This window comes from Kitasatospora sp. NBC_01302, assembly GCF_035976515.1.
In the GTDB taxonomy this organism is placed as follows: domain Bacteria; phylum Actinomycetota; class Actinomycetes; order Streptomycetales; family Streptomycetaceae; genus Kitasatospora.
The window spans coordinates 7,124,573-7,148,108 of record NZ_CP108404.1 but is presented as its reverse complement, the minus strand read 5'-3'; the positions used below and the strand labels follow the sequence as shown (position 1 = coordinate 7,148,108).

Here is a 23,536-nt window from a genome sequence, read left to right as displayed (position 1 = left end):
CTCCAGAGGATCGGTGCGGAGGCGACGAGCCGCATGATCGCCGACCCGGATCGACAAAAACTTGCCGTCCGCTTGCCGCCCCCGGCTGCCGCGCCTCGGGCCTGGTTCCCGGGGGCGCGCCATCGCGGCCGCGCGCCCCCGGATGAAGGCCACCCCCGACCCCACCGGGGGACCTGGGCCGTGTCTCACAATTCGCGTCGGATCAGCGCGCGGCGTCGGGCGCCCGGCGTCGCGCGCCTGACGGGAATTGTGAGACACGGCCTAGGCTGGGAGACGGACCACGCCCCGCCCGAAGCAAGGGAGCCCGCGGTGAACGACCAACCCGAGCCTGCGGCCTATCCGCAGGTCAACGTCCAGGTCGACCAGGTCGAACCGGTGCCCCGGCGGATCCGCGCGGTGCTGGCCGGCGAGACCGTTCTCGACACCACCCGGGCCCACTACGTCTGGGAGGTGCCGTACTACCCGCAGTACTACATCCCGCTGGCCGACGTCCGCGCCGGGCTGCTGGTGCCGGAGGAGGGGGACGCGGCCTTCGAAGAGAGCTCGCGCGGCACCGCCCAGCGGCACGGGCTGCGCCTCGGCGACGAGTGGCGGCCCGGCGCGGCCAAGGTGCTGCCGCAGTCGCCGGTCCCCGGGCTCGGCGGCACCGCGCGCTTCGAGTGGGGCGCGCTGGACGCGTGGTTCGAGGAGGACGAGCAGGTCTTCGTGCACCCGCGCAGCCCGTACGTCCGGGTGGACGCGTTGCGCTCGACCCGCACGGTGCGGGTCGAGCGCAACGGCACGGTGCTCGCCGAGTCGTCCTCGCCGGTGCTGGTCTTCGAGACCGGCCTGCCGACCCGGTACTACCTCGACCGCACCGACGTGGACTTCCGCTCCCTGGTCCCCAGCGACACCGTCACCGCGTGCCCCTACAAGGGCACCACCACCGGGTACTGGTCGGCCCGGATCGGCGGGCGGCTGCACCCGGACCTCGCCTGGTGCTACGACTTCCCCACCCATCAGCTCGCGCCGATCGCCGGCCTGGTCGCGTTCTACAACGAGCGGGTCGACCTCTGGGTCGACGGCCGCAAGCAGGCACGCCCGTAGCGGCCAGAGCCCGTCCGGCGGATCTTGCCGGGCGCGCGACGGAGCGTCACAGGGCCAGTGAGTCCAGCACCATGGCGGCCGTGGCCGCCGGTTCGCCGGCGGTTCCGACCAGCCACGCGTCCGGTTCCGGGCCGTGCCGGCCGACGAGTTCCCGGGTCCGGCGCCGGCCTCCGCCGGTGATGTTCAGCAGCACCCGCGCGTCGCGGGGCACCCGGCCGGCCGCGACGGCCTCGCGCAGGCAGGCCACCGCCACCGCCGCGGCCGGCTCGATGTCGATGCCCTCGGTCTCCTCGAAGAGCGCGCCGGCCGCCCGGGCCGCGGCGCCGTCGGCGACCAGCACGTCGCCCGCACTGTCGGCGAGGATGTCGCGCACGCCGCCACGGACCGCGAACGGCGGTGCGGCGTTGACGAGTTCGGGCGCGTGGACGTCTTCCTGCCCCGCCGTCCCGCGCTGCCCGGCGGCCCCGCCGTCGCCCGGACCCGCCGCGACCGCACCGCCGGTGGCCTCCCAGTGGCGCCAGAGCCGGTGCAGCGGCGCGAACTCGCTGTTCTGGCAGAGCAGCATGCGCGGCACGCTCCCGCCGCCGGGCTGCGCGGCGATCCGGCGCGAGGCCTCGTGGGCGGCCACCGCCCCGGTGCCGCTGCCCACCGCCTGGACGTAGTAGTCGGGCAGCCGGCCCATCGCCTCGTACCCGGCGAGCATGACGACGGCGAGTCCGTCGCGCCTGGCGACGTTGCGCACCCCGCCCTCGGGGAAGAACACCGGATCGGCGGCCAGCAGGCCCTGGCTGTAGGCGATCGCGTCGTTGTAGGTGCCGCCCTTGACGGCGACGATCCGAACCCGCCTGCCGATGCCGTGCAGGGCGTCGATCACGCCCAGGTCGGGCAGCGCCCGGTCGGGCACCACGAGCACACAGGGGAGGTCGACCTGGTCGGCGGCCAGCGCGAAGGAGGCCGCGGTGTTGCCGGCGGACGCGACCACCATGACCCCGGCGTCCTCGGGGGTGCGGGCCAGGACGGTGAAGGCTTCCAGCTCCTTGAACGTCCCGGACACCAGGTGGCTGCCCCGTTCCGGCCAGTAGCCGTTGAACGCCACCCAGAGATCGGTCAGACCCAGTGCCGCTCCCAGGTTCTGACATCGGTGCACGGACGGCAGGCTCGAACCCGGGATCTCCCGGGCGACCGGCAGCCACTCCCGGTACCGGAAGATGCCCGACGCCCCGGCCGAGACCGGCAGCGCGGCGGCCCGGTAGTCGGTGCGCAGCAGCGCGGCGTCCGCGCAGCCGCGGCAGCTCGTGATCAGTCCGTCGTCCGCGGAGCGCGTCCCGCACTCGACGCAGACGACGGCATAGTGTTCCCCGTTCAACGCCCGTCCCCCTGCTTGTTCTTGGCTGCCCAGCAGCCTTTGCCCCCGCGCGCGGCCGGCGCGGGGGCAGTGCCCCGACCCGGGGCAGCACGAACCGGCCCGGCCGAGGCATGGCGGCGGGGCTGCGGTGTCGGTCAGCGCTCGCGGTGCCGGGCGGCGCGTCGGTGGGACGCGCCGCCCGGCACCCGCGGCCGGCCCGGCAGGCCGGCCGGCGCGCACTACTCGGCGGCCTCCATGGCCTCGATCAGGCTCGCGGGCCGCATGTCGGTCCAGTTCTTCTCGACGTAGTCCAGGCACTCCTGGCGCTTGGCCGCCCCGAAGACCTGGTTCCAGCCGTCGGGCACCTCGGCGAAGGCCGGCCACAGCGAGTGCTGTCCCTCGCCGTTGACGAGCACCAGGTAGTCGGCATCGGGATCTTCAAACGGATTCGTCACCGCGTCGCCCTTCTCGGAAGCACATTGTTCGGAAGCACAGTGTGGATCGCGGTCGGTGGCAGCCACATCCGCTCTGGGGAACCCCCGTTCCACCGCGGCTCCACTATGGCCCAGGGGTCGTGACCGATCAAGTCTTGTTGATCACCCGCCGACGTGCCCGCTCGACGCCGACGGGACCCCGGCCGCCGGTCCGCGGCTGCGCCCCAGCTGCCCCCGGTGCCCCATCGGGAAGCGCGGTCGGGCAGCAACACCCCTGCCATCACGCCATCCTGGCGACGTAAGGACGGTCACAAAGGATCCGTCAAGACCGCAGACCTTCCTGCCACAGAGCATCTTCGACGCAAGATCTTCCACGCTCCCGCGTGGAACCACCCAGTAAAAGGAAGTTCTCACTTTGGTAAAAGATGCAACTTTCTCCACACGATGTCCAGAAACGGTCACCCCGCCAACTCCGGACGACCTCACTCGCCAAGCCCCCTCCACGCCCTGATAGGAATGAGCCGGACGGACCGATCGCGACCCATGCGTCATCGCGAGGCAGCACAACGGTGGTGCCGACGCCCTTTCTTGACGGTCCGTCATCAAATCGGGGGGCCGATTCAGCCATTCCAGTCACGCGCACTCAGCAATGGGGGGACACAGCCATGTCCGACAAGACGAGTACGACCGAACTCACCCGCCGCCGCATGCTCCAGGGCGCCGCCGTCGCCCTGACCGCCACCGCCGGCACGGCCCTGCTGGGCCTGTCCAAGCCCGCCGCGAAGGCCGCTGCGGCCGACGGCGGCAGTGCCACCTTCGACGAGGTCTTCCAGGGCCGCCACATCCAGGGCATGCCGATGAGCGGCGGCATGGCCGGCATGGCCGGCATGCACCACGGCTCCGGCTACATGGTGCTGATCGACGGTCAGGAACTGCACGTGATGCGCAACGCCGACGGCACCTGGATCAGCGTCATCAACCACTACCAGACCTTCAGCACGCCGCGCGCCCTCGCCCGCGCCGCCGTGAACGAGCTGCAGGGCGCCACCCTCACCCCGATCGACCTCTGAGCCCGGCCTGCCACCGCACGTCCGACTCCGCACCCCGAACACGTCACAAGGAGCACCCATGGCAGTCCGCAAGAACCAGGCGACCCTGACGGCCCAGGAGAAGCGCGACTTCGTCAACGCCGTCCTGGCGCTCAAGAAGCAGGGCGGTTACGACGCCTTCGTCACCACGCACAACCAGTTCATCATGAGCGACCAGGACGACACCGAGCGCACCGGCCACCGCTCGCCGTCCTTCCTGCCCTGGCACCGCAAGTTCCTGCTGGAGTTCGAGAAGGCCCTGCAGGCCGTCAACCCGGCTGTCTCGCTGCCCTATTGGGACTGGACCACGGACCGCACCCCGAACGCCTCGCTCTGGGGCCCGGACCTGCTGGGCGGCGACGGCACGGGCTCCGGCGGCCGGGTGACCACCGGCCCCTTCGCCTACGCCGCCGGGAACTGGCCGCTGACCGTACGCCCGGACAGCCGCCCCTACCTGGTCCGCAGGCTCGGCGGCGACACCCCGAACCTGCCCACCCGGGCCGACGTGGACAGCGTGCTGGCCATCACCCCGTACGACGCCGCACCGTGGAACAGCGACTCCGACGGCTTCCGCAACAACCTGGAGGGCTGGCGGGGCGTCAATCTGCACAACCGGGTGCACGTCTGGGTGGGCGGCGCGATGAGCACCGGCATGTCGCCCAACGACCCGGTCTTCTGGCTGCACCACTGCATGATCGACCGGCTCTGGTCGGCCTGGCAGAGCCGCCACCCCGACCAGGGCTACCTGCCCACCGCCACGACCCAGGACGTGGTCGCCCTGGGCGACCCGATGAAGCCGTGGAACGACACCGCCCCGGCGGCCCTGCTCGACCACACCGTCTTCTACACCTACGACAGCGCGTACTGATCCCGGGGCGCACCACGGGGGCCGGACACCGGAGTTGGCGTCACCCGATCGATCGATCGCCAACAGCCCACCGGATTCAGCAGTATGGAGACGAATCATCTCCGAGAGGACGTCACCCTACGGCTTCGTCGGGCATTCTCCGCGCTGGCCGGCACGGCAGCCGTGGCGCTCCGCCCGCGGGCGGAGCGCCGGCTCCAACTCCCCTTCACAGCCGCCCGAAGGTCCTCAGCAGGTACTCCTTGCGGTCCAGCGGGTTGCTGTCCGTCCGCTGCCGGGTCGGTACCGCCCCCACCACCGGGGTGAAGCCGTGGAAGCGCGTGAGCAGCACGCCCTCCCCCGCGCTCAGCCCCGGCAGCTGCTGCTCGAACTCCCGCGCCGTACGGGCCGGCAGCTGCCCCTCGACCAGGTAGCTGCCACCCCGGAGCACGGTCGTGGCCACCGTGGCCCCGCACTCGGCCAGGGTGAGCAGCACGGTGCTGACGTGCTCGGCCGGCACCTCCAGCTCGAAGCCGTTCACCGGCTCCAGCACCTGGGTGCCGGCCTGCCGCAGCGCGTTCATCAGCACCAGCGGGGTCAGCCTGCGGAAGTCTCCGGCCGTGCTGATCGGGCTGGCGAAGCCGGTGCGGGTCAGCGTCACCATGACGTCGAGCACCTCCCAACCGTGCAGACCCTGCTGGAGGGTGGCCCGCACCGCCTCCTCGATCCCCTTGTGGAAGGCGGCCGGCAGTGAGCCCGGTTCGACCGCGCGCCGGAAGACCGTCCCCGAGCCCGGCTCGCCGGGCTCCACCCGCAGACCCACGGTGGCCCAGAAGAGCGTCCGGCTCTGCGAGCCGATCTCCTCCACCGCCGCGCCGATCCCGATCGGCCGCTCCACGCAGATGATCCGGGTGTCCTCGAAGACCACGTCCAGTTGGTGCTCCTCGGCGAGCGTGGCCTTGATGACCTCCTTCTGCACCTCGCCGTAGAGCGAGACCGACACCCGGGGCTCCGCCTGCGTCCGGTCGACCCGCACATCGATGAGCGGGTCCTGGTCGGCCAACTGCTGCAGGGCCTCGTAGAGTTGGGGAGCATCCCCGGGCCTGGTCGGCCGGATGACGGTCTCCAGCGTGGGCGGCGCGAACAGCTGGGGTCCGCCCGGGCCCGCCCCCTCGCCCGGCCGGTCGCCGATCCGGTCGCCGATCCGGATCCCCTTGAGCCCGCGCAGCTTGGCGATGTCGCCCGCCACCGCCGTCCGCTCGACCAGCGCGGCACCCCGCTCGAAGACCTCCACCGCCGTGCAGCGGCCGGTCAGTCCGGTGACCGCGCCCTGGCGCTCGGGCCGGTGGAAGGCGACGTCGGCGCGCGCGGCCAGGGTTCCCGAGTGCAGCCGGACATAGGCGGTCCGCTCGCCGGCCCAGCCGCGTTCGATCTTGAACACCGTCCCGCGCAGCGCACCGTCCCCGCTCCCCGAGCACTGCGGCAGCAGCCGCGCGATCGCGTCGGCCAGTTCGGCGACCCCGGTCCCGGCCAGCGCCGAGCCGAAGAAGACCGGGTGGACCTCGCCGGCCCGGACGCAGCGGGCGAGGGCGTCCTCGTAGTCGGCGGCGGTCGGCTCCGGCCCCTCACCGAGGTAACGCGCGAGGAAGGCGTCGTCGTGGTCACCGAGCAGCTCCGCCAGCTCCCCGGCGAAGTCCTGCTGCGCAAGCTGCCGGGCGCTCGCCCGCGCCAGCGGCGTGCCGAGCCCCGTCACCCGGCTCATCAGGACGGTGGCGGGCGTGAGTTCGGCGCGGATCTCGGCCAGCAGCTCCGACTCCCGGGCACCCCGGCGGTCGATCTTGTTCACGAAGACGAGCACGGGCATCCGCAGCCTGGCCAGCGTGCGCATCAGCAGGCGGGTCTGCGCCTGCACGCCCTCGACCGCCGAGACGACCAGGACCACGCCGTCGAGCACGCCAAGGGCCCGCTCGACCTCCGCGATGAAGTCCGGGTGACCGGGGGTGTCGATGAGGTTGACCTTCACCTCGCCGACGGTGAAGGAGACCACCGCCGACCGGATCGTGATGCCGCGCCGGCGTTCGAGCTCGTGCGAGTCGGTCTGGGTGTCCCCGCGGTCGACGCTGCCGATCCGGTCGATCACCCCGGCGGTGTGCAGCAGCCGTTCGGTCAGGCTGGTCTTACCGGCATCGACATGGGCCAGGATCCCGATGTTCACGCTTGTCATGACGTGCTTCTCCACGCTGTTCGGTCGTCAGTTCCATCACCGGAGCAACACGGATCTTTCGGGACATGACGCTCTCCTCAGCGGTGGCGACGACGGGGGCCGAACAGACCGGACCTTATCGGGGCGCACCGTGCCAAGCACCTGGTTTTCCCGCGCCGTTCGGCGTGCGGTTCGGCGTGGGAGGGCCATTGACCCGGCGGGCGGCGGACTATACCTTCCCTCTCATTGGTCTATGCCAATGCCGCTTCCCGCTGCCCGCACCCAGCACCGCCGGCGCGCGCCCTTGGCATCGCCAATTCCCCCACCGTTGCTCCTGCTTGAGGCATCCCGCCGAGGAGAGTCCATGCCAGCGCTCCGCCGTTTTGCCACCCGCCCTTCCGCGATCCGCAGAGCCGCCGTCAGCGCCGCGGCCGCGGCCTGCGCCGTCGCCCTGCTGGGCGCCGCCCCCGCCGGTGCCACGGCATTCGCCCGGACGGGCAGCCAGGCAGGCGACCACCACCGCGATGGCGACCAGAAGGCACTGACCGGCTACTTCACCCAGTGGGGCATCTACTCCGGCTTCTTCGAGAAGAACCTGATCACCAGCGGCGACATCAAGCACCTCACCGAGCTGGACTACGCGTTCAGCACCGTCTCGCCGGACGGCCAGTGCGCCAGCGCCGACACCTGGGCCGACTACCAGCGCCCCTTCACCGCCGACGAGTCGGTGAACGGCCAGGCCGACCAGCCCGACCAGGCGCTGAAGGGCAACCTCAACCAGCTGCGCGAACTCAAGGCCGCCTACCCGAAGCTGAAGATCGTGATGTCGATCGGCGGCTGGTCCTGGTCGGGCCAGTTCTCCCAGCTGGCCGCCACCGCGGCCGGCCGGCAGAAGTTCGTCTCCTCCTGCGTCGACCAGTACCTCAAGGGCGACATCCCGGGCCTGCCGGCGGGCGCCGCGGCCGGCATCTTCGACGGCTTCGCGGTCGACTGGGAGTACCCGGGCGAGCCCGGCAACGGCAACCCGTACGGCCCGCAGGACACCCCCGACTACACCGCGCTGATGACGGAGTTCCGCCACCAGCTGTCCGGGCTGAGCCGGCAGGCCGGCGCCGGGCACTACCTGCTCACCGCGAACACCTCCGCCAACCCCGCCTTCGCCGCCAAGCTGGAGCTGCGCAAGGTGGCCAAGGTGGTCGACTGGTTCAACGTGATGACCTTCGACTACCACGGCAGCTGGGAGAACACCGGCCCGACCGACTTCTCCTCCGCCCTCCACCAGGACCCGGCGGACCCGAACCCGGCGAACAACCGGTTCACCGTGGACCAGGCGGTGAAGTACTACGAGAGCCAGGGCGTGCGAGCGGGCCAGATCGGCCTGGCGATCCCCTACTACGCCCACGAGTGGACCGGCGTCGCCCCGGGCCCCAACGGCGACGGCCTGTTCCAGCCCGCCACGGCGGGGGTGGCCACGACGCCGGACTACAACCAGGTGCTCACCGCCCCGGGGCAGACCTACTGGGACCCGGCGGCGGACGAGCCCTACAAGTACGACCCGGCCACCGGCACCTTCGCCAGCTACGACGACCCGACCTCGGTCCGGATCAAGGGCCAGTACATCCGCCAGCAGGGGCTGCGCGGCACCTTCGTCTGGTCGCTGGACGGCGACACCGCGGACGGCAGCCTGACCGCCGCCCTCGGCGAGAGCCTCAACGGCCACTGACCCCCGGGGCCGTTCGGGGGCGCCCCCGAACGGCGAGCGCGGACCACGGCATCATCGTGGTCCGCGCTCGCCGTTTCGCCCCTCACAGAAGAAGCGTGCGCGCCGCACGCAGATGCGCTACAGTTCAGGAGAAGCGTGCGCAGCGCACGCAAAACCCCTGACTCCCCGGAGCTCGCCATGACCCGCACCGACATCACCAGCGCCCTGACCGACCTGCTCTTCAACCCGGAGCTGCCCCTGGACGAGGCCGCCGACCGCCACTTCGCCCCCGAGTACCGCCAGCGCACCGACGGCAGCTGGGCCGACCGCACCGAGTTCCTGGAGCACATCGCCCACCTGCGTGCCGTGGTCGCCTCCGGCTCGGTCGACGTGTACGAGGAGCTGGCCAACGGCCATCTCTACGCCGACCGGCACGCCGTCACCGTCACCAAGAAGGACGGCTCCACGGTCCGCATGGAGGTCTACCTCTTCGGCGAGTTCGCGCCCGACGGCCGGTTCGTCCGGATCGAGGAGACCACGCTGCTGCTGTCCGGCGGCGAGGCCGACCGGAACCTCGGCAGCGCCCGGGCCTGAGGTCCCGCGCAGCGCCCGGCCGGCGGAGGCCGGCCACCCCGGCCGGGCGTTGATTTTCAGACTATTGACACGGATTCTCACAAGTCAGTGACTAGCCGGTAACTTGGGCCTATCCTCACGGCCATGGACCTCGTACACGAGCGCCGGGGCGACGGCCCGCCCCTGCTTCTGCTGCACGGCATCGGACACCGCTGGCAGGGCTGGAAGCCCGTCCTCGACCTGCTCGCCACCGAACGCGAGGTGATCGCCGTCGACCTGCCCGGCTTCGGCGCCTCGCCCACCCTGCCCGCCGGGATGCCCTACTCCATCGACAGCGCCATCACGGTACTGGGCGACTTCCTGAACTCGATCGGTGTCGAACGCCCGCACGTGGCCGGGAACTCGCTGGGCGGCCTGTTCGCCCTGCACGCCGCCCGGCACTCGCTGGCCTCCTCGGTCACCGCGCTCTCCCCCGCCGGCTTCTACCGAAGGCCCGGCTTCCTCTACGCGGCCGGCATGCTCAGCCTGCACCGCTTCGCCGCCCGCACCCCCGAGTCGGTCCGCGCCTCGCTGGCCCAGCGCCCCCAGGCCCGCAAGCTGATGTTCGGCGTGATCTACGGCCGCCCCGAACGGCTCGACCCCGACGAACTGATGCTGGACACCCGGGCGATGCTGGAGGCCCGCGGCTTCCATCAGACCCTGCGCGCCGGGCTCGGCGAGCACGTCGCGCGCTTCCCCGTGGGCATCCCCGCCGACATCCCGCTCACCATCGCCTGGGGCACCGAGGACCGGCTGCTGCTGAACGGCCAGGGCCGCCGGGCCCGCCAACTCCTGCCCGCCGCACGGTTCATCCCGCTGCCCGGCTGCGGCCACGTGCCGATGGGCGACAACCCCGCCCTGGTGGCCCGGGTGATCCTGGAGGGCAGCAGCTCGCCCCTGCTCACCGGCTGACCGTGCCGGACCGAGCCTGGTCTCCCCGAGCACGCGACCGATCGCCCTCGCAAGCGGGTTCGTCCTCGGGGACGTCCGGATCGAGAACGGCCGGCGGGACGGTCGCCCGCCCCGCCGGCCCGGGCCACAGCCTGGATCCCTAACAGATCCGCGGCAGTTGCTCACCGAGCGGCAGGTCGACCACCCGGGTGCCGCCGAGTGCGGTGCGGGCCACCACCATGCCCGGGTGCTCGGCCACGCACTCGCCGATCACCGCCGCCCGCGCGCCCAGCGGGTGGGCCCGCATCGCGGCCAGCACGGCCTCGGCGTGCTCGCGCGGCACGAAGGCCACCAGCTTGCCCTCGTTGGCCACGTACATCGGGTCCAGCCCGAGGATCGCGCAGGCGTTGGCGACCTCGGGCGGCACCGGGATCGAGCGCTCGGTCAGCACCACGCCGACTCCCGCCGCCGCCGCGATCTCGTTCAGCGCGGCGGCCACCCCGCCCCGGGTGGGGTCGCGCAGCACGTGCAGGTCCGGGGTGACGGCGAGCATCGCGGTCACCAGGCCGCCCAGCGCGGCACAGTCGCTGCTGATCCCGACGCCGAACTCCAGCCCCTCCCGGACGCTCATGATCGCCACGCCGTGCAGCCCGATCTCGCCGCTGACGATCACCACGTCACCCGGCACCGCGCGCTGCGGGTGCAGGTCGACGCCCGGTGGGATCAGGCCGATGCCGGCGGTGTTGAGGTAGATGCCGTCGCCGTGCCCTGCCTCCACCACCTTGGTGTCGCCGGTGACCACCGCGACCCCGGCCGCCCGGGCGGCCGCCCCCATCGCCTGCGCCACCCGGCCCACCAGGGCCATCTCGACGCCCTCCTCCAGGATCACCCCGCAGGAGAGGTAGGTCGCGCTCGCCCCGCTCATGGCCAGGTCGTTGACGGTCCCGTTGACCGCCAGGTCGCCGATGCTGCCGCCGGGGAAGAAGAGCGGTCGCACCACGAACGAGTCGGTGGAGAACGCGAGTCGGGCCCCGCCCAGGGTGAGCTCGGCCGAGTCGCGCAGTGCGGCCTGGGCACCGCCGAAGGCCGGGGCGAAGATGTTCTCCACCAGTTCGGCCGACATCGCCCCACCGCCGCCGTGCCCCATCACCACCCTCGGGTGGTCGCGCAGCGGCAGCGGGCAGGTCCAGCCGGCGAAGTCGGGCGCGGCCAGGGTCCGGGTCTCAGCCAACGGGGCTCGCCTCCAGCGCGGTCGGAGGCACAGCCCCAGCCGCGGTCGCAGCGGCGGTCGCAGTCGCAGCGGCCGGCGCGCCCAGCCGCCGGTAGAGGTAGTACGCGGCGCAGGCGCCCTCGGTGGAGACCATGGTGGCGCCCAGCGGATTGCGCGGCGTGCAGACGGTGCCGAACGCCTCGCACTGGTGCGGCTTGATCAGACCCTGCAACACCTCGCCGCTGCGGCAGAGTTCGGACTCGCGGGTGGTGATCCCGGTGACGTCGAACCGGTGCTCGGCGTCGAACTCGCGGTAGCGCTCGCTCAGCCGCCAGCCGCTGCCCGGGATCACCCCGATGCCGCGCCAGGCGCGGTCGGCGACCTCGAAGACGTCCTGGAGCATCGCGCGGGCCGCCGGGTTGCCCTCGGGCCGCACCGCGCGCTGGTAGGCGTTCTCCACGGTGTGCTCGCCGCGCTCCAACTGCCGTACCGTGCGCCGGATCCCCTCCAGGATGTCGAGCGGTTCGAAACCGGTCACCACGATCGGCACCTTGTGCCGCTCGGCCAGCTGCGGGTACTCCTCGGTGCCCATCACGCTGCACACGTGGCCCGCGGCCAGGAAGCCCTGCACCCGGCAGTCCGGCGAGGTCATGATCGCCTCGATGGCGGGTGGCACCAGCACGTGCGAGACCAGCATGCTGAAGTTGGTGATGCCCTGCTTGCGGGCCTGGTGCACCGTCATCGCGTTGGGCGGCGCGGTGGTCTCGAAGCCGATGCCGAAGAAGACCACCTCGCGGTGCGGGTTCTCCCGGGCGATCCGCAGCGCGTCCAGCGGCGAGTACACCACCCGCACGTCGCCGCCCTCGCCGCGGACCCGGAACAGGTCGCGGTCGGTGCCCGGCACCCGCAGCATGTCGCCGAAGGAGCAGAAGATCACCTCCGGCCGGCCGGCGATCTCCAGCGCCTTGTCGATCACCTCCAGCGGGGTGACGCAGACCGGGCAGCCCGGTCCGTGGATCAGCTCCACCTCGTCCGGCAGCAGCTGGTCGATGCCGTGGCGGATGATGCTGTGCGTCTGGCCGCCGCAGACCTCCATCACCGCCCAGGGCCTGGTCACCGTCGCCCTGATGTCCTCCAGCAGGACGCGGGCCAGCTCAGGGTCCTGGAACTCCTCCAGATACTTCACCGCTGCACCTCCGCACTCGCCCCGGCAGCCGCCGCTGCCTCCCAGGGATCACCGAACTCCTCCTGCAGCAGGCCGATTTCGGCGAAGAGCTCCAGCGTGCGGCAGGCCGACTCCTCGTCCAGGCGCTGCAACGCGAACCCGACGTGCACGATGGCGTACTCGCCGACCTGCAGGTCGGGCAGGTACTCCAGGCAGACGTCCTTCACCACACCGCCGAAGTCCACCACGGCCATCCTCGCGCCGTCGCGTTCCTCGATCTCCAGCACTCTGCCGGGCACCGCAAGACACATGGGACCATCTCCTCTCAACCGGCGGCTCGCGCCGCAATGATCAGCTGGCCGAGCGCCAACCCGCCGTCGTTCGGCGGCACCCGGTGGTGCCGCAGCACCGTGAAACCGTCCTCGCGCAGGCCGCGCGCGCAGGCCGAGGAGAGCACGGCGTTGGCGAACACCCCGCCGCTCAGCGCCACCTGGTCCGCTCCGTGCCGCTCACGGGCCGCCGCGCAGAGCGCACGGACCAGCGCGGCCACGCCGGCGTGGAAGCGCGCGGCGATCAGCCCGGCCGACGCGCCGGCCCGCAGGTCGGCCAGCACGGCGGCCAGCACCGGAGCCGGCTCGGCCACCAGCAGCAGGTCCGAGGCGTCGTCGCCCGCGCGCAGACCGAAGGCGTACGGCTGCGCCGGGCCGTGCGCTACCGCCGCCGCCTCCAGCTCCAGCGCCGCCTGCGCCTCGTAGCCGGCCCGCTGGCAGACGCCCGCCAGCGCGGCCACCGCATCGAAGAGCCGCCCCATACTGGAGGTCGGCAGGCAGTTCAGTGAGCGCGCCAACTGCTGTTCCAGCACGCGGCGTTCCTCCTCGGAACAGGCCCGCACACAGGGCAGGTCCGCCTCCCACGGCAGTCCCGCGGCGTGCAGCTGGGCCAGCGCCGACCGGTACGGACGGGCCACCGCCGCATCGCCGCCCGGCAGCGGCACGTACCCCAGGTGCGCCAGCCGCCGGAATCCGTCGTAGTCGGCCAGCAGCACCTCGCCGCCCCAGATCGCGCCGTCCTCGCCGTAGCCGGTCCCGTCGAAGGCGACGCCGATCACCGGCTCGTTGCCGGTGAGCCCGTGCTCGGCCATCACCGCCGCGACATGGGCGTGGTGGTGCTGCACCCGCACCAACGGCCGCCCGCGCGCGGCGCGCCCGGCCTGCCGGACCGAGCGGTAGCCCGGATGCCGGTCGGCGGCCAGCAGCTCGGGCACGACCCCGGTGACGGCCGTCAGGTGGGCGACGGCGCGGTCGAAGGCCCGCAGGGTGGCCAGGTCGTCCATGTCGCCGATGTGGGCGGAGAGCCAGGCCGACTCGCCCCGGGCCAGCGCGAAGGTGTTCTTCAGATCGCCGCCGACCGCGAGCACCGGCCGCACCGGCACCGGCAGTTGCACCGGCAGCGGGGCCCAGCCGCGCGAGCGGCGCAGCGGCAGCACCTCGCCGTCCACCACCCGCAGCACCGAGTCGTCGCAGGGCACCTGGATCGGCCGGTCGTGCATCACCCAGCCGTCCACCAGCGGGGCCAGCTTGGCGCGGGCCTCCGCGTCGTCGGTGACGATCGGCTCCCCGGCCAGGTTGGCGCTGGTCAGCACGAGCAGTGCGGGGCCCGGCGGGTCGCCGGGCAGCCCGAGCAGCAGGTGGTGCAGCGGGGCGTAGGGCAGCATCACGCCCAGGTCGGCCGAGCGCGGTGCGACGGCCTCGGCGAGCGCGCCCGCCCCGGGCCGGCGGCGCAGCAGCACGATCGGGCGCTGCGGCCCGGTGAGCAACTCCCGCTCCGCCGCGTCGAGTCCGACCAGGGGGTCGAGCTCGGCCAGGGAGCGGGCCAGCACCGCGAACGGCTTGTCGCCGCGGTTCTTGCGCCGCCGCAACCGGGCCACGGCCTCGGCGTCGGCCGCGTCGCAGGCCAGGTGGTAGCCGCCGATGCCCTTGACCGCCAGGATCGCCCCGGCGGCCAGCAGGTCGCGGGCCCGCTGCACCACGCCGGGCCCGCGGTGCAGCGCCCGCCCCGGCCGGACCAGGGCCAGCTGCGGCCCGCAGTCGTGGCAGGAGATCGGCTGGGCGTGGAAGCGCCGGTTCCCGGGGTCGGTGTACTCGGCGGCGCAGCGCGGGCACATCGGGAAGCCGGCCATCGTGGTGGCGGCCCGGTCGTAGGGCAGCCCGGTGATGATGGTGAAGCGCGGGCCGCAGTTGGTGCAGGTGATGAACGGGTGGCGGTGGCGGCGGTCGGCCGGGTCGGCGAGTTCGGCCAGGCAGTCCGCGCAGGTCGCGGTGTCCGGCGGGATCAGCGTGCGGACCCCGCCGGTGGCCTGGGAGGGCACGATGGCGAAGCCGGTGCCACCGGTGACCGCGATGCTCTCCTGCGCCACCGCGGCCACCTCGGCCAGCGGCGGGGCATCCGCCCCGATCCGGTGGCAGAACGCCTCCAGCGCCGCCGGCAGCCCCTCCACCTCGGCGAGCACGCCCTCGCCGGTGTTGGTCACCTGTCCGCTGAGGCCCAACTCGGTGGCCAGCCCGTAGACGAACGGCCGGAACCCCACCCCCTGCACGATCCCCCGCACCAGGACCCGCCGCCGCTCGGCCTGCCTCGTGTCCGTCAAGAGTGGTCCGCCAAGGGCGCGCCGTGCGCGTGTCCGGCCGGGCGGCCCATCACCGGGCGGTGCACCGGCTCACCCGCCAGCACCGCCAGCGCCCGGTCCAGCAGCGTGCCCACTCCCTGCCCGGTCCGTGCGGAGGTGAGCACCACCTCGACCCCGGGGTTGACCCGCCGGACGTTGGCCAGGAAAGCAGCCTCGTCGAAGCCGACGGCCGCCGCCAGGTCGGTCTTGGTGACCAGCACCAGGTGGGCGAGCCCGAAGGCCGTCGGGTACTTGAGCGGCTTGTCCTCGCCCTCGGTGACCGAGGCGAGTGCCACCCGCAGCGACTCGCCGAGGTCGTAGGAGGCCGGGCAGACCAGGTTGCCGACGTTCTCCACGAAGAGCAGCCGGGTGGCCTGCGGCAACCAGCCGTCCAGGTGGCCGCGGAGCATCACCGCCTCCAGGTGGCAGAGCCCGTCGGTCAGCACCTGCTTGACCGGCACGCCCGAACGGCCCAGCCGCAGCGCGTCGTTCTCGGTGGCGAGGTCCGCGGTGAGCGCCGCGACCGGCACGCCCCGCTCCCGGGCCAGCCCCAGTTCGCGCTCCAGCAGCTCGGTCTTGCCGCTGCCGGGACTGGAGAGCAGATTGACCGCGATCGTGCCGCGGGCGGCCAGTGCGGTGCGCAACTCCTGGGCGCTGTCGTCGTTCCGGGCGAGGACCGCCTGCTGCAGGTCAACCGTACGGCACATCGGGTTCAGCCTTCCTGGTCGGCTCGGGCGAGCACCGGGTCCGCGGCCCAGCGCACCTGAAGGATCTGCAACTCCCGCCCGGCCAGCAGCTCGGTGCGGGCGCCCCCGCACCCCGGACAAGCCAGGTCGGGCGGCATGCCCACCGCCCATTCACGCCCGCAGTCGACGCAGCGGGCCCGGGCCGCGACCGGCTCGACGGTCAGCGTCGAACCCGCCAGCACGGTGTCGGCGCAGGCGAGTTCGTAGCAGAAGTCGAGCGCCTGCGGCACCACGCCGGCCAGTTCGCCGACCTGGAGCAGGACCTCCTCGACGGCCTGCGCACCGTGCTCGGCGGCCGCCTGCTCCACCTGCTCGATGACGGCCAGCGCGATGGACATCTCGTGCATCGACCCTCTCCCCCGTTGTCCGGCAAGGCGGTTGGCTTGATGGCCCGGGAAACGGACCGGCGCGGTGGCCGGACGGCGGGCGGCTCCATTACAGAGCGCGGTGGCGGCAGCGGCTCGAAGCCGCGCCGCCACCGCGCCCGGGAGGTACGCCATTCGCAGCAGTACCGGCAGGCGAGAGGGTGTCTCACATGCGCAGCATCCGCAGATAGCGCTTGAGGTCGGGCAGGTTCTGCCAGACCAGCGTGCCGAGCGCGGCCAGCAGGGCACCGCGGAGCAGGACTTTCAGCATGGATGACGCCTCTCTCTTCGCTTCTCTCTTCGCTCTTCTCAACTCTTCACCGGCCGGCCGGTGCCCGGTCGGCCGCGGCCGGTGCCAGCAGGTCCCGGACCACCGTCACCGCCTCGTCCACCGCGGCCGCCACCGGCGCGCTCAGCCCGATGCCCTCCGCCAGCGAGGCGGGCTCGCAGCCGACCACCAGCACCCGCGCGGGCGGTGTGCCGCCGGTGCCGGCGCTGAGGGTGGCCAGCAGGGCGAGCACCGCGTCCGGCCCCATCCGGTGGCCGTCCAGCAGCGCGGGCCCGGCCTGCTCCACCGGCTGCTCGCCGGCCTCGATCAGGTAGACCGTGCCCGGCGCCCCGCCCCGTGAGGTGGCGTCCAGCAGCACCAGCATCCGGTAGCCGTCCAGGAGTTGGTAGGCGAGGTGGACCCCGCGCACCCCGAAGTCGACCAGCTCGACCCCGGCGGGCAGCGGGTGCTCCCCCAGCCGGCGCACGGCCTCGACACCGAAGCCGTCGTCACCGAGGAAGATGTTGCCCACCCCCGCGACCAGCACCCGGTCCGCAGATCCTGACTGATGCTCCGTCATTTCTCCTCCAGCGGGGCGACCTCGTCCGGCTGGAAGTACCGGAACCGCCCCTGGGCCCGCCACAGGTCGGCCCCCGGGTCACCGTCGACGGTCACCGCGAGGTGCACCGAGCCGTCCACGTCGTGCAGCACCGCCTCCACCAGCGCGGTGCGCCCGTGCAGGAACAGGTCCTGCGCATCGGTGCGCCGCCGCCCCGGCTTGAGCAGCACCCGGCTGCCCGCACCCACCGAGCGGCCGTCCACCACCACCCGGTCCCGGTCCGGATCGACCTCCCGGTCGTTGCCCGGGTCCCACCACGGCTGGTCCTGGTCGGCCGCGGCAGCGGTGGGCCCGGTGACCTCGCGCAGCGCGCGCACCGCGCCGTGCAGCCGCTCCAGCACCTCGGCGGGCATCGAGTCGGCCAGGTCGATCACCGCGCCGGCCCGCTCGTCGGTGCCGCGCGCCTCGCGCTTCTCCCGGTCGGTGAGCGCGGCCGTGCGCAGCGCGAGGATCTCGTCGATCTCGGTGGCGTCGTAGAGCACGCCCGGGCTCTCGGGGGCCACCTGCGGATGGTCCTCCAGGATGATCGGCGAGGAGAGCACCACGTCCTCGCGCCCCGCGCCGCCGACCAGCACCGGCCAGGTGTGCTCGTTGCGGCACTCGGCCACCGCCGCCCGGGCCCACTGCGGCGGATCGGTGGCGGACAGGAAGGCGCCGTGGTCCAGGCCGAGCAGCAGGTGCGCGGAGACCAGCGAGTACGGCAGCGCCTCCTCGCGCCGCCCGCCCGCCGGCGGCAGCCACTCGCAGGTGTTCGCCACCTCCGCGGTCAGCCGCAGCGCCCGGTAGGGCCCCGGGATCTCCTGGGTGCGCAACCGCAGGACGCCGTCGAGTTGTTCGCGCCGGCGCAGCAGCCGCCCGACGGGGGCCGAGTCCGGCGCGCCTCCGTCGTGCAGCAGCTCCTGCTCCTCCCCGGCCGCCAGCCGGAACGGGTGCAGCACGCCCTCCCCGGCCAACTGCTCGACCGGCACCAGCAGTTCGATCCGCTCTTCGACCCCCTCGTGCCAGGGCTGGAGCACCCGGTCGGCCAGCTCCAGCTCCTGGACGGTCTCGAACCGGCCGTCGGGCAGGGCGCGTTGCACGGTGCGCTGCTGGGCCCGCAGGAACCGCAGCTGGACCGCGAGCTGCGCCCCGCGCTTGGGCTCCATCACGCACTCGGTGCGCTGGCCGCTGTGCTCGGCACTGTCCTGCCCGTAGCCGGGCGGCACCAGGACGCCGAACTGCCAGCGCAGCCGGTTCTTGGCCGCCGAGGCCCGGTAGGGGTAGAGCACGTAGCCCTCGAAGAGAACCGCGTCGGCGATCTGCCGGGCCACCGCGAACCGTGCGTCGACCTCCGCCGGCAGCGTGGTCACAGCGCCACCTCCTCGATCAGGTCCGGTGCCACCGCCGGTGCCAGGCTCAGCAGTTCGCGCACGGTGGCCTCCCAGGACGGCAACGCCCGCCGGGAGCGGTAGGCGAGCAGCTCGTCGATCAGGTCGCCGGGCAGCCGCAGCCAGCCGCACCCCGGGAAGTGCTGCTCGATCGCCTCCTGCCAGACCCGCACCGGCATCCGCACCACCGCCTCCTTGTCCCAGGGCACCGGAGAGACCTGGAACCCGCCGGGTCCGGCGAAGGCGGTGCCGGAGAAGAGCAGCAGCAGCGGCACCTCGCCGCTCGCAAGGGCCCGCAGGTAGCGGCCGGCGGCCACCTCCAGGTCGTAGCTGCACGGCACCACCAGGTCCGTCTCGGTCTCGCCCTCGAAGCCGGGGACCATCAGCGAGACCTGGGCGAACTGGATCGGATTGAGCGTCTCGCCCCAGCGCGAGCGCTCGCCGAACAGGTCGGCGAGCTTCTCGCCCTCGGCCTCGCCGTAGGGGCGGCGGGCCGGTTCGATGCGCAACTGGCAGCGCAGCGCGAGCGCGTGCACCCGCACGCCCGGGGCCGCGGTGATCCGCAGGCGGAACACCAGCGTCGGCACGGCCGCATACGCATCGGCGCGAACCCCGGCGCACGAGAAGGCGAGTTCGGTCATGACAGGACCTCCGCCGGTGCCGTCGCCGTGCGTTCGGCCAGCCGGGCGAAGAAGCCGTCCAGCTCGGCCCGGGCCTGCGAGCCGCCGTCGAAGCCGTGCCAGCACAGCCGCAGCCGCCCCACCAGCTCGTAGCAGACGTCGATCGGGACCAGGTAGCAGTGGATCCCCTCCGCCGTGCGGCGCAGCAGCAGCGCCTCGGTGTCCGGGACCAGCTCGGCGGCCAGCCGGCTGCCGTCGAGCAGCGCCTGCGAGGCGGCCTCGTCGAGTTCGCTCTCGGCGGCGCCGGCCGGGCTCGGATAGAGGGTGACCAGCCGGTCCAGCGCGGTGTCCTTGAACAGGAAGGCGCAGCTGACCGGGATCCGCAGCGCCTGCCAGTCCTGCTCGGTCAACCGGTGCTCCGAGTCGGCGAGGTAGCGCTCCGACAGGCCCCGGTAGCGACCCTCGGCGGCGCCCGGCTGGCGCAGCAGCAGCGCGCAGGCCGTGCAGACGCAGACCAGCGAGCGCTCGTCGCGGTCGGCCAGGTGCCGGTGCTCGCCGGGCAGCCGCACGTCGCAGAACTCGCACCGCTCGGGCTGCGGGGGCGCCGGTTCACGCAGCCGGCGCAGCAGCGCGGTGCCGGGGCCCACGAGCTGACGCATGCTCACCTGGCCTCCACCGTGGGACGCGGGCCGATCTGCAACAGCACCGGCTGCTTGGCCAGTTCGACCGCGCTGACCTCGGGCGCGAAGCAGGCCAGCGCCTGCTCGACCCGCTCCTCGCCCTGGGCGGCACCGCAGCCGCATCCGCCGCCGCCCTCGCCCTCGTCCTGACGCAGCGTCAGCACGCCGGTGGCGGCGTCGAAGTCGCGCACCACCCAGCCGGGCGCCGCCGCCAGCGCCCGCCCGATCCGGGTGGGCACGTCCTCCGGGTGCAGGTCGTGCAGCACCAGCAGCCCGGCCGCCAGCTCGTCGCCGAGCGCCTCGGCGGGCAGCAGGGCCGCCATCCGGGCCAGCCCCGCGCCGTAGAACTCCATCAGGGTGCGCACCAGTTCCTCGGCCGCCTCGCCCTGTCCGGCCTCGGCCAGCTGGTCGAGCACCTGCTGGACCCGCAGGCCCACCTGCTCGGCGGTCATCCGCCCAGCCCGCTCAACCCGGTGGGCACGTGCATGGTCTGCACGGTCTTCCCGCCGCCGACGTACATGTGCACCCCGCAGGGCAGACAGGGGTCGAAGCTGCGCACCGCCCGCATGATGTCGATGCCCTTGAAGTTCTCCGGGGAGTTCTCCTCGAAGATCGGCGTGTTCTGCACCGCGTCCTCGTACGGCCCGGGGGTGCCGTAGCTGTCCCGGACGCTGGCGTTCCACGGGGTGGGCGGGTACGGGTGGTAGTTGGCGATCTTGCCGTCCCGGATCACCATGTGGTGCGAGAGCACCCCGCGCACCGCCTCGGTGAAGCCGCAGCCGAGGCCCTCGTCGGGCACCTCGAACTTCTCCCAGGTCTGGGTCTTGCCCGCGCGCACCTCGGCGAGTGCCTTCTCGGTGAAGTGCAGGGCGGCAGCCGCCGCGTAGGCCTGGAAGTAGGTGCGGGCGCGGTTGCGCTCGATCGCGTTGCTCCACTGCGGGATCTTCCACTCGAAGGTGGTCTCCGGCTTGGTCATCGACTTCGGCAGGTTGATCACCACGCTGTGCCCGGTGGCCTTGACGTAGCCGATGTCGACCAGTCCGGAGAGCGCGGTGGACCAGAGCCGGGCGAGCGGGCCGCCGCCGGTGTCCAGCGCCAGGTGCTCCTTGCCGTCGAACCAGCGCGGCGACATGACCCAGCTGTACTTGTCGTCGAAGTTGCGCTTCTGCGGCTGCGGGATGGTGTGCTGGTTCCACGGATGGCGCGGGTCGACCGGGTTGCCGAGCGGGTCGTGGGTGACGAACAGCTCCTGGCCCTGCCAGTCCTCGTAGTACGAGCTGCCGAGCAGGATCCGGATGCCGAGGTTGATCTCGGTCAGGTCGTTGGTGACCAGCTTGCCGTCCACCACCACGCCCGGGGTGACGAACATCCGCCGGCCCCAGTCGGTCATGTTCCGGTAGGTGAAGTCGCAGTGGTCGGGGTCGTTGAGGCTGCCCCAGCAGCCGAGCAGCACCCGGCGGCGGCCGACCTCCTCGTAGCCGGGCAGCGCCTGGTAGAAGAAGTCGAAGAGGTCGTCGTGCAGCGGCACGACCTTCTTCATGAACTCCACGTAGCGCATCAGCCGGGTCAGGTAGTCGGTGAAGAGCTGGACGGTGGCCACCGTGCCGACGCCGCCCGGGTAGAGCGTGGAGGGGTGCACATGGCGGCCCTCCATCAGGCAGAACATCTCCCGGGTGTAGCGGCTGACCTGCAGCGCCTCGCGGTAGAACTCGCCCTCGATGGGGTTGAGCGAGCGCATGATGTCGGCGATCGTCTTGTACCCGTGGTCGCCGGCGTGCGGCGCCTCGGTGCGCTCGGCCAGCTCCAGCACGCCGGGGTTGGTCTCGCGGACCATCTTCTCGCAGTAGTCGACCCCGACCAGGTTCTCCTGGAAGATGTTGTGGTCGAACATGTACTCGGCCGCCTCGCCGAGGTTGATGATCCACTCGCCCAGGTGCGGCGGCTTCACCCCGTAGGCCATGTTCTGGGCGTAGACCGAACAGGTGGCGTGGTTGTCGCCGCAGATGCCGCAGATCCGGCTGGTGATGAAGTGCGCGTCACGCGGGTCCTTGCCGCGCATGAAGACGCTGTAGCCGCGGAAGACCGAGGAGGTGCTGTAGCACTCCGCGACCCGCTTCTGCTTGAAGTCGATCTTCGTGTGGATGCCGAGACTGCCCACGATCCGGGTGATCGGATCCCAGGACATCTCCACCAGGCCGCTGCCGTCGCCGGCCGGCTTCGTCGTCGCTGTCATCGTCTTGTCGCTGCCCTTCTGCGCACTGGGGGGGTCGAGCGGTTCATCGGAAAAGCGGAAAAGCGGGGTGTCGGGTCGAAGCGGGCGGGTGCGCAGGTAGGCCGCACGCGCACGGCGTGCGGCCTACCTGGATCCCCGCGTCACCAGGGCGGGCGGTAGCCGGTCGTCAGCTTGCGACCGGTCTGGCGCCACTTGGGCTCCTTGTCCACCGTCTTCGTGGTGATCGAGCGCAGGCGGCGGATCACCTGGCCGTACGCCGAGCTGGCGTTGCTGGAGACGTGCGAGCCGGGCGGCGGGTCCATGAACGGCATGAACTTGTCCGGGAAGCCCGGCATCGTGCAGGCGATGCAGATGCCGCCGACGTTGGGGCAGCCGCCGACGCCGTTGATCCAGCCGCGCTTGGGGACGTTGCACTTGACCACCGGCCCCCAGCAGCCCAGCCGCACCAGGCACTCGGGGCGGCCGTACTCGGTGGCGAACTGGCCCTGCTCGTAGTAGCCGCCGCGGTCACAGCCCTCGTGCACCGTGGCACCGAAGAGCCAGGTGGGGCGGAGCTTGTCGTCCAGCGGGATCATCGGCGCGGAGCCGGCCAACTGGTAGAGCAGGTAGGTCAGCGTCTCGGCGAAGTTGTCCGGCTGGATCGGGCAGCCGGGCACGCAGACGATCGGCAGGCCGGCCTTGGACTTCCAGTCCCAGCCGAGGTAGTCCGGCACGCCCATCGCGCCGGTCGGGTTGCCCGCCATCGCGTGGATACCGCCGTACGTGGCACAGGTGCCGATGGCGACCACGGCGGTGGCCTTGGGGGCCAGCCGGTCGAGCCACTCACTGGTGGTGATCGGCTGGCCGGTGGCGGGATCGTCGCCGAAGCCGCACCAGTAGCCCTCCGGCTTGATCGCCTCGTTGGGGATCGAGCCCTCGACGACCAGCACGAAGGGGTCGAGTTCGCCGCGGTCGGCCTTGAAGAACCACTCGACGAAGTTGTCCGCGCCCTGCACCGGACCGCACTCGAAGTCGATCAGCGGCCAGTGGACGGCGATCTTCGGCAGTCCGGGCAGCGCGCCGGTGACGATCTCCTCGATGCTCGGCTGCATCGCGGCGGTCAGCGCCACGGAGTCGCCGTCGCAGCTCAGGCCGGCGTTGATCCAGAGAATGTGCACCGGCGGCTGCTCGGCGCCCTGGGGGTCGCCGCGGCCTGCCTCAGCCGCGGTGGTTGCTGTCGCACCCATGAGGATGCCTCCTCAAGAAACGGGACGAGGCCGACAAAACGGTCTCGCTCCCCTTCTTAGCAGCCCCCGGAGCTCTTCGTACGGGTGAACGGCCGCGGCGGTACCCCGAACAGCGGCAGCCGCACTGGGCCGACCGGGTGGGCACCCGCGCGTCGCCGGACGCACGA

At 72.4% G+C, this 23,536-nt stretch carries 23 protein-coding genes; 6 read left to right on the top strand and 17 right to left on the bottom strand.

Translation table 11 applies throughout. From position 1 onward, the window contains the following. Positions 1 to 309 precede the first annotated feature (309 nt). On the top strand, positions 310 to 1,086 hold the full coding sequence (locus tag OG294_RS31400; RefSeq protein ID WP_327069936.1) for a DUF427 domain-containing protein: 777 nt from the start codon (positions 310 to 312) through the stop codon (positions 1,084 to 1,086). A gap of 46 nt (positions 1,087 to 1,132) precedes the next feature. Here OG294_RS31400 and OG294_RS31395 read toward each other — a convergent pair whose 3' ends face one another. Then, entirely contained in the window at positions 1,133 to 2,452 is a 1,320-nt protein-coding gene (locus tag OG294_RS31395) for a cysteate synthase (RefSeq protein WP_327069935.1), read from the bottom strand. Positions 2,453 to 2,670: 218 nt separating this feature from the next. Beyond that, positions 2,671 to 2,886 carry an MbtH family protein gene (locus OG294_RS31390; RefSeq protein WP_327069934.1) on the bottom strand — a complete coding sequence of 72 codons (216 nt, stop codon included), beginning with the start codon at positions 2,884 to 2,886 and terminating at the stop codon, positions 2,671 to 2,673. Between the two features lie 644 nt (positions 2,887 to 3,530). Between OG294_RS31390 and melC1 the strand changes: the two genes are divergently transcribed. Beyond that, complete coding sequence (gene melC1 / locus OG294_RS31385; RefSeq protein WP_327069933.1) at positions 3,531 to 3,935, top strand: apotyrosinase chaperone MelC1; 405 nt, start codon at positions 3,531 to 3,533, stop codon at positions 3,933 to 3,935. Positions 3,936 to 3,993: 58 nt separating this feature from the next. After that, a complete protein-coding gene (melC2, locus tag OG294_RS31380; protein ID WP_327069932.1) occupies positions 3,994 to 4,821 on the top strand; it encodes a tyrosinase MelC2 in 828 nt (275 codons plus the stop codon). A 205-nt stretch (positions 4,822 to 5,026) separates the two neighbouring features. Here melC2 and OG294_RS31375 read toward each other — a convergent pair whose 3' ends face one another. After that, positions 5,027 to 7,021 (bottom strand): translation factor GTPase family protein, encoded by a 1,995-nt coding sequence (locus tag OG294_RS31375; RefSeq protein WP_327069931.1) that lies wholly within the window; start codon positions 7,019 to 7,021, stop codon positions 5,027 to 5,029. Between the two features lie 343 nt (positions 7,022 to 7,364). Between OG294_RS31375 and OG294_RS31370 the strand changes: the two genes are divergently transcribed. From OG294_RS31370 to OG294_RS31360, 3 genes are all read left to right on the top strand, one after another. Further along, positions 7,365 to 8,723: a glycoside hydrolase family 18 protein gene (locus tag OG294_RS31370; protein ID WP_327069930.1), complete on the top strand. Its 1,359-nt coding sequence runs from the start codon at positions 7,365 to 7,367 to the stop codon at positions 8,721 to 8,723. A 177-nt stretch (positions 8,724 to 8,900) separates the two neighbouring features. Next, positions 8,901 to 9,296: a nuclear transport factor 2 family protein gene (locus OG294_RS31365; protein ID WP_327069929.1), complete on the top strand. Its 396-nt coding sequence runs from the start codon at positions 8,901 to 8,903 to the stop codon at positions 9,294 to 9,296. 123 nt (positions 9,297 to 9,419) lie between these two features. Next, positions 9,420 to 10,226, top strand: coding sequence for an alpha/beta fold hydrolase (locus OG294_RS31360; protein WP_327069928.1), 807 nt, complete (start codon positions 9,420 to 9,422; stop codon positions 10,224 to 10,226). A gap of 139 nt (positions 10,227 to 10,365) precedes the next feature. On the opposite strand, the gene hypE is transcribed toward OG294_RS31360, so the two are convergent. From hypE to OG294_RS31295, 14 genes are all read right to left on the bottom strand, one after another. Then, on the bottom strand, positions 10,366 to 11,352 hold the full coding sequence (gene hypE, locus OG294_RS31355; protein WP_442789371.1) for a hydrogenase expression/formation protein HypE: 987 nt from the start codon (positions 11,350 to 11,352) through the stop codon (positions 10,366 to 10,368). Positions 11,353 to 11,428: 76 nt separating this feature from the next. Continuing rightward, positions 11,429 to 12,601 carry a hydrogenase formation protein HypD gene (gene hypD / locus OG294_RS31350; RefSeq protein ID WP_327069926.1) on the bottom strand — a complete coding sequence of 391 codons (1,173 nt, stop codon included), beginning with the start codon at positions 12,599 to 12,601 and terminating at the stop codon, positions 11,429 to 11,431. Then, complete coding sequence (locus tag OG294_RS31345; RefSeq protein WP_327069925.1) at positions 12,598 to 12,891, bottom strand: HypC/HybG/HupF family hydrogenase formation chaperone; 294 nt, start codon at positions 12,889 to 12,891, stop codon at positions 12,598 to 12,600. Before OG294_RS31345 ends, hypD begins: the two co-directional genes overlap by 4 nt. 14 nt (positions 12,892 to 12,905) lie before the next feature. Further along, positions 12,906 to 15,227 carry a carbamoyltransferase HypF gene (gene hypF / locus OG294_RS31340; protein WP_327069924.1) on the bottom strand — a complete coding sequence of 774 codons (2,322 nt, stop codon included), beginning with the start codon at positions 15,225 to 15,227 and terminating at the stop codon, positions 12,906 to 12,908. Further along, positions 15,224 to 15,952 (bottom strand): hydrogenase nickel incorporation protein HypB, encoded by a 729-nt coding sequence (hypB, locus tag OG294_RS31335; protein ID WP_327069923.1) that lies wholly within the window; start codon positions 15,950 to 15,952, stop codon positions 15,224 to 15,226. Before hypB ends, hypF begins: the two co-directional genes overlap by 4 nt. Before the next feature lie 5 nt (positions 15,953 to 15,957). After that, positions 15,958 to 16,338: a hydrogenase maturation nickel metallochaperone HypA gene (gene hypA, locus OG294_RS31330; RefSeq protein ID WP_327069922.1), complete on the bottom strand. Its 381-nt coding sequence runs from the start codon at positions 16,336 to 16,338 to the stop codon at positions 15,958 to 15,960. A gap of 184 nt (positions 16,339 to 16,522) precedes the next feature. Continuing rightward, complete coding sequence (locus tag OG294_RS41220) at positions 16,523 to 16,627, bottom strand: DUF6893 family small protein (RefSeq protein WP_442789252.1); 105 nt, start codon at positions 16,625 to 16,627, stop codon at positions 16,523 to 16,525. Between the two features lie 46 nt (positions 16,628 to 16,673). After that, positions 16,674 to 17,204, bottom strand: a complete 531-nt coding sequence (locus tag OG294_RS31325) for a hydrogenase maturation protease (protein ID WP_327069921.1) — start codon at positions 17,202 to 17,204, stop codon at positions 16,674 to 16,676. After that, positions 17,201 to 18,592, bottom strand: coding sequence for a hypothetical protein (locus OG294_RS31320; protein WP_327069920.1), 1,392 nt, complete (start codon positions 18,590 to 18,592; stop codon positions 17,201 to 17,203). Before OG294_RS31320 ends, OG294_RS31325 begins: the two co-directional genes overlap by 4 nt. Further along, positions 18,589 to 19,251: a DUF6084 family protein gene (locus OG294_RS31315; RefSeq protein WP_327069919.1), complete on the bottom strand. Its 663-nt coding sequence runs from the start codon at positions 19,249 to 19,251 to the stop codon at positions 18,589 to 18,591. The genes OG294_RS31320 and OG294_RS31315 overlap by 4 nt, the downstream gene beginning before the upstream one ends. Then, positions 19,248 to 19,889, bottom strand: a complete 642-nt coding sequence (locus OG294_RS31310) for a DUF5947 family protein (protein WP_327069918.1) — start codon at positions 19,887 to 19,889, stop codon at positions 19,248 to 19,250. The genes OG294_RS31315 and OG294_RS31310 overlap by 4 nt, the downstream gene beginning before the upstream one ends. Positions 19,890 to 19,891: 2 nt before the next feature. Then, positions 19,892 to 20,362, bottom strand: coding sequence for a hypothetical protein (locus OG294_RS31305; protein ID WP_327069917.1), 471 nt, complete (start codon positions 20,360 to 20,362; stop codon positions 19,892 to 19,894). After that, a complete protein-coding gene (locus OG294_RS31300) occupies positions 20,359 to 22,143 on the bottom strand; it encodes a nickel-dependent hydrogenase large subunit (protein ID WP_327069916.1) in 1,785 nt (594 codons plus the stop codon). Before OG294_RS31300 ends, OG294_RS31305 begins: the two co-directional genes overlap by 4 nt. 140 nt (positions 22,144 to 22,283) lie before the next feature. Further along, positions 22,284 to 23,369: a hydrogenase expression protein HypE gene (locus tag OG294_RS31295; protein ID WP_327069915.1), complete on the bottom strand. Its 1,086-nt coding sequence runs from the start codon at positions 23,367 to 23,369 to the stop codon at positions 22,284 to 22,286. Positions 23,370 to 23,536 lie beyond the last annotated feature (167 nt).

Bases quoted from the DNA above. Each gene is read 5' to 3' on its own strand.
- OG294_RS31345 (WP_327069925.1), bottom strand. From the start codon at position 12,891: ATGTGTCTTGCGGTGCCCGGCAGAGTGCTGGAGATCGAGGAACGCGAC.
- melC2 (WP_327069932.1), top strand. From the start codon at position 3,994: ATGGCAGTCCGCAAGAACCAGGCGACCCTGACGGCCCAGGAGAAGCGC.
- hypE (WP_442789371.1), bottom strand. From the start codon at position 11,352: ATGGGGCACGGCGGCGGTGGGGCGATGTCGGCCGAACTGGTGGAGAAC.
- hypA (WP_327069922.1), bottom strand. From the start codon at position 16,338: ATGCACGAGATGTCCATCGCGCTGGCCGTCATCGAGCAGGTGGAGCAG.
- OG294_RS31315 (WP_327069919.1), bottom strand. From the start codon at position 19,251: ATGACCGAACTCGCCTTCTCGTGCGCCGGGGTTCGCGCCGATGCGTAT.
- OG294_RS31310 (WP_327069918.1), bottom strand. From the start codon at position 19,889: ATGCGTCAGCTCGTGGGCCCCGGCACCGCGCTGCTGCGCCGGCTGCGT.
- OG294_RS41220 (WP_442789252.1), bottom strand. From the start codon at position 16,627: ATGCTGAAAGTCCTGCTCCGCGGTGCCCTGCTGGCCGCGCTCGGCACG.
- OG294_RS31370 (WP_327069930.1), top strand. From the start codon at position 7,365: ATGCCAGCGCTCCGCCGTTTTGCCACCCGCCCTTCCGCGATCCGCAGA.
- OG294_RS31365 (WP_327069929.1), top strand. From the start codon at position 8,901: ATGACCCGCACCGACATCACCAGCGCCCTGACCGACCTGCTCTTCAAC.
- OG294_RS31300 (WP_327069916.1), bottom strand. From the start codon at position 22,143: ATGACAGCGACGACGAAGCCGGCCGGCGACGGCAGCGGCCTGGTGGAG.
- OG294_RS31305 (WP_327069917.1), bottom strand. From the start codon at position 20,362: ATGACCGCCGAGCAGGTGGGCCTGCGGGTCCAGCAGGTGCTCGACCAG.
- OG294_RS31360 (WP_327069928.1), top strand. From the start codon at position 9,420: ATGGACCTCGTACACGAGCGCCGGGGCGACGGCCCGCCCCTGCTTCTG.
- melC1 (WP_327069933.1), top strand. From the start codon at position 3,531: ATGTCCGACAAGACGAGTACGACCGAACTCACCCGCCGCCGCATGCTC.
- OG294_RS31375 (WP_327069931.1), bottom strand. From the start codon at position 7,021: ATGACAAGCGTGAACATCGGGATCCTGGCCCATGTCGATGCCGGTAAG.
- hypB (WP_327069923.1), bottom strand. From the start codon at position 15,952: ATGTGCCGTACGGTTGACCTGCAGCAGGCGGTCCTCGCCCGGAACGAC.
- OG294_RS31325 (WP_327069921.1), bottom strand. From the start codon at position 17,204: ATGACGGAGCATCAGTCAGGATCTGCGGACCGGGTGCTGGTCGCGGGG.
- OG294_RS31295 (WP_327069915.1), bottom strand. From the start codon at position 23,369: ATGGGTGCGACAGCAACCACCGCGGCTGAGGCAGGCCGCGGCGACCCC.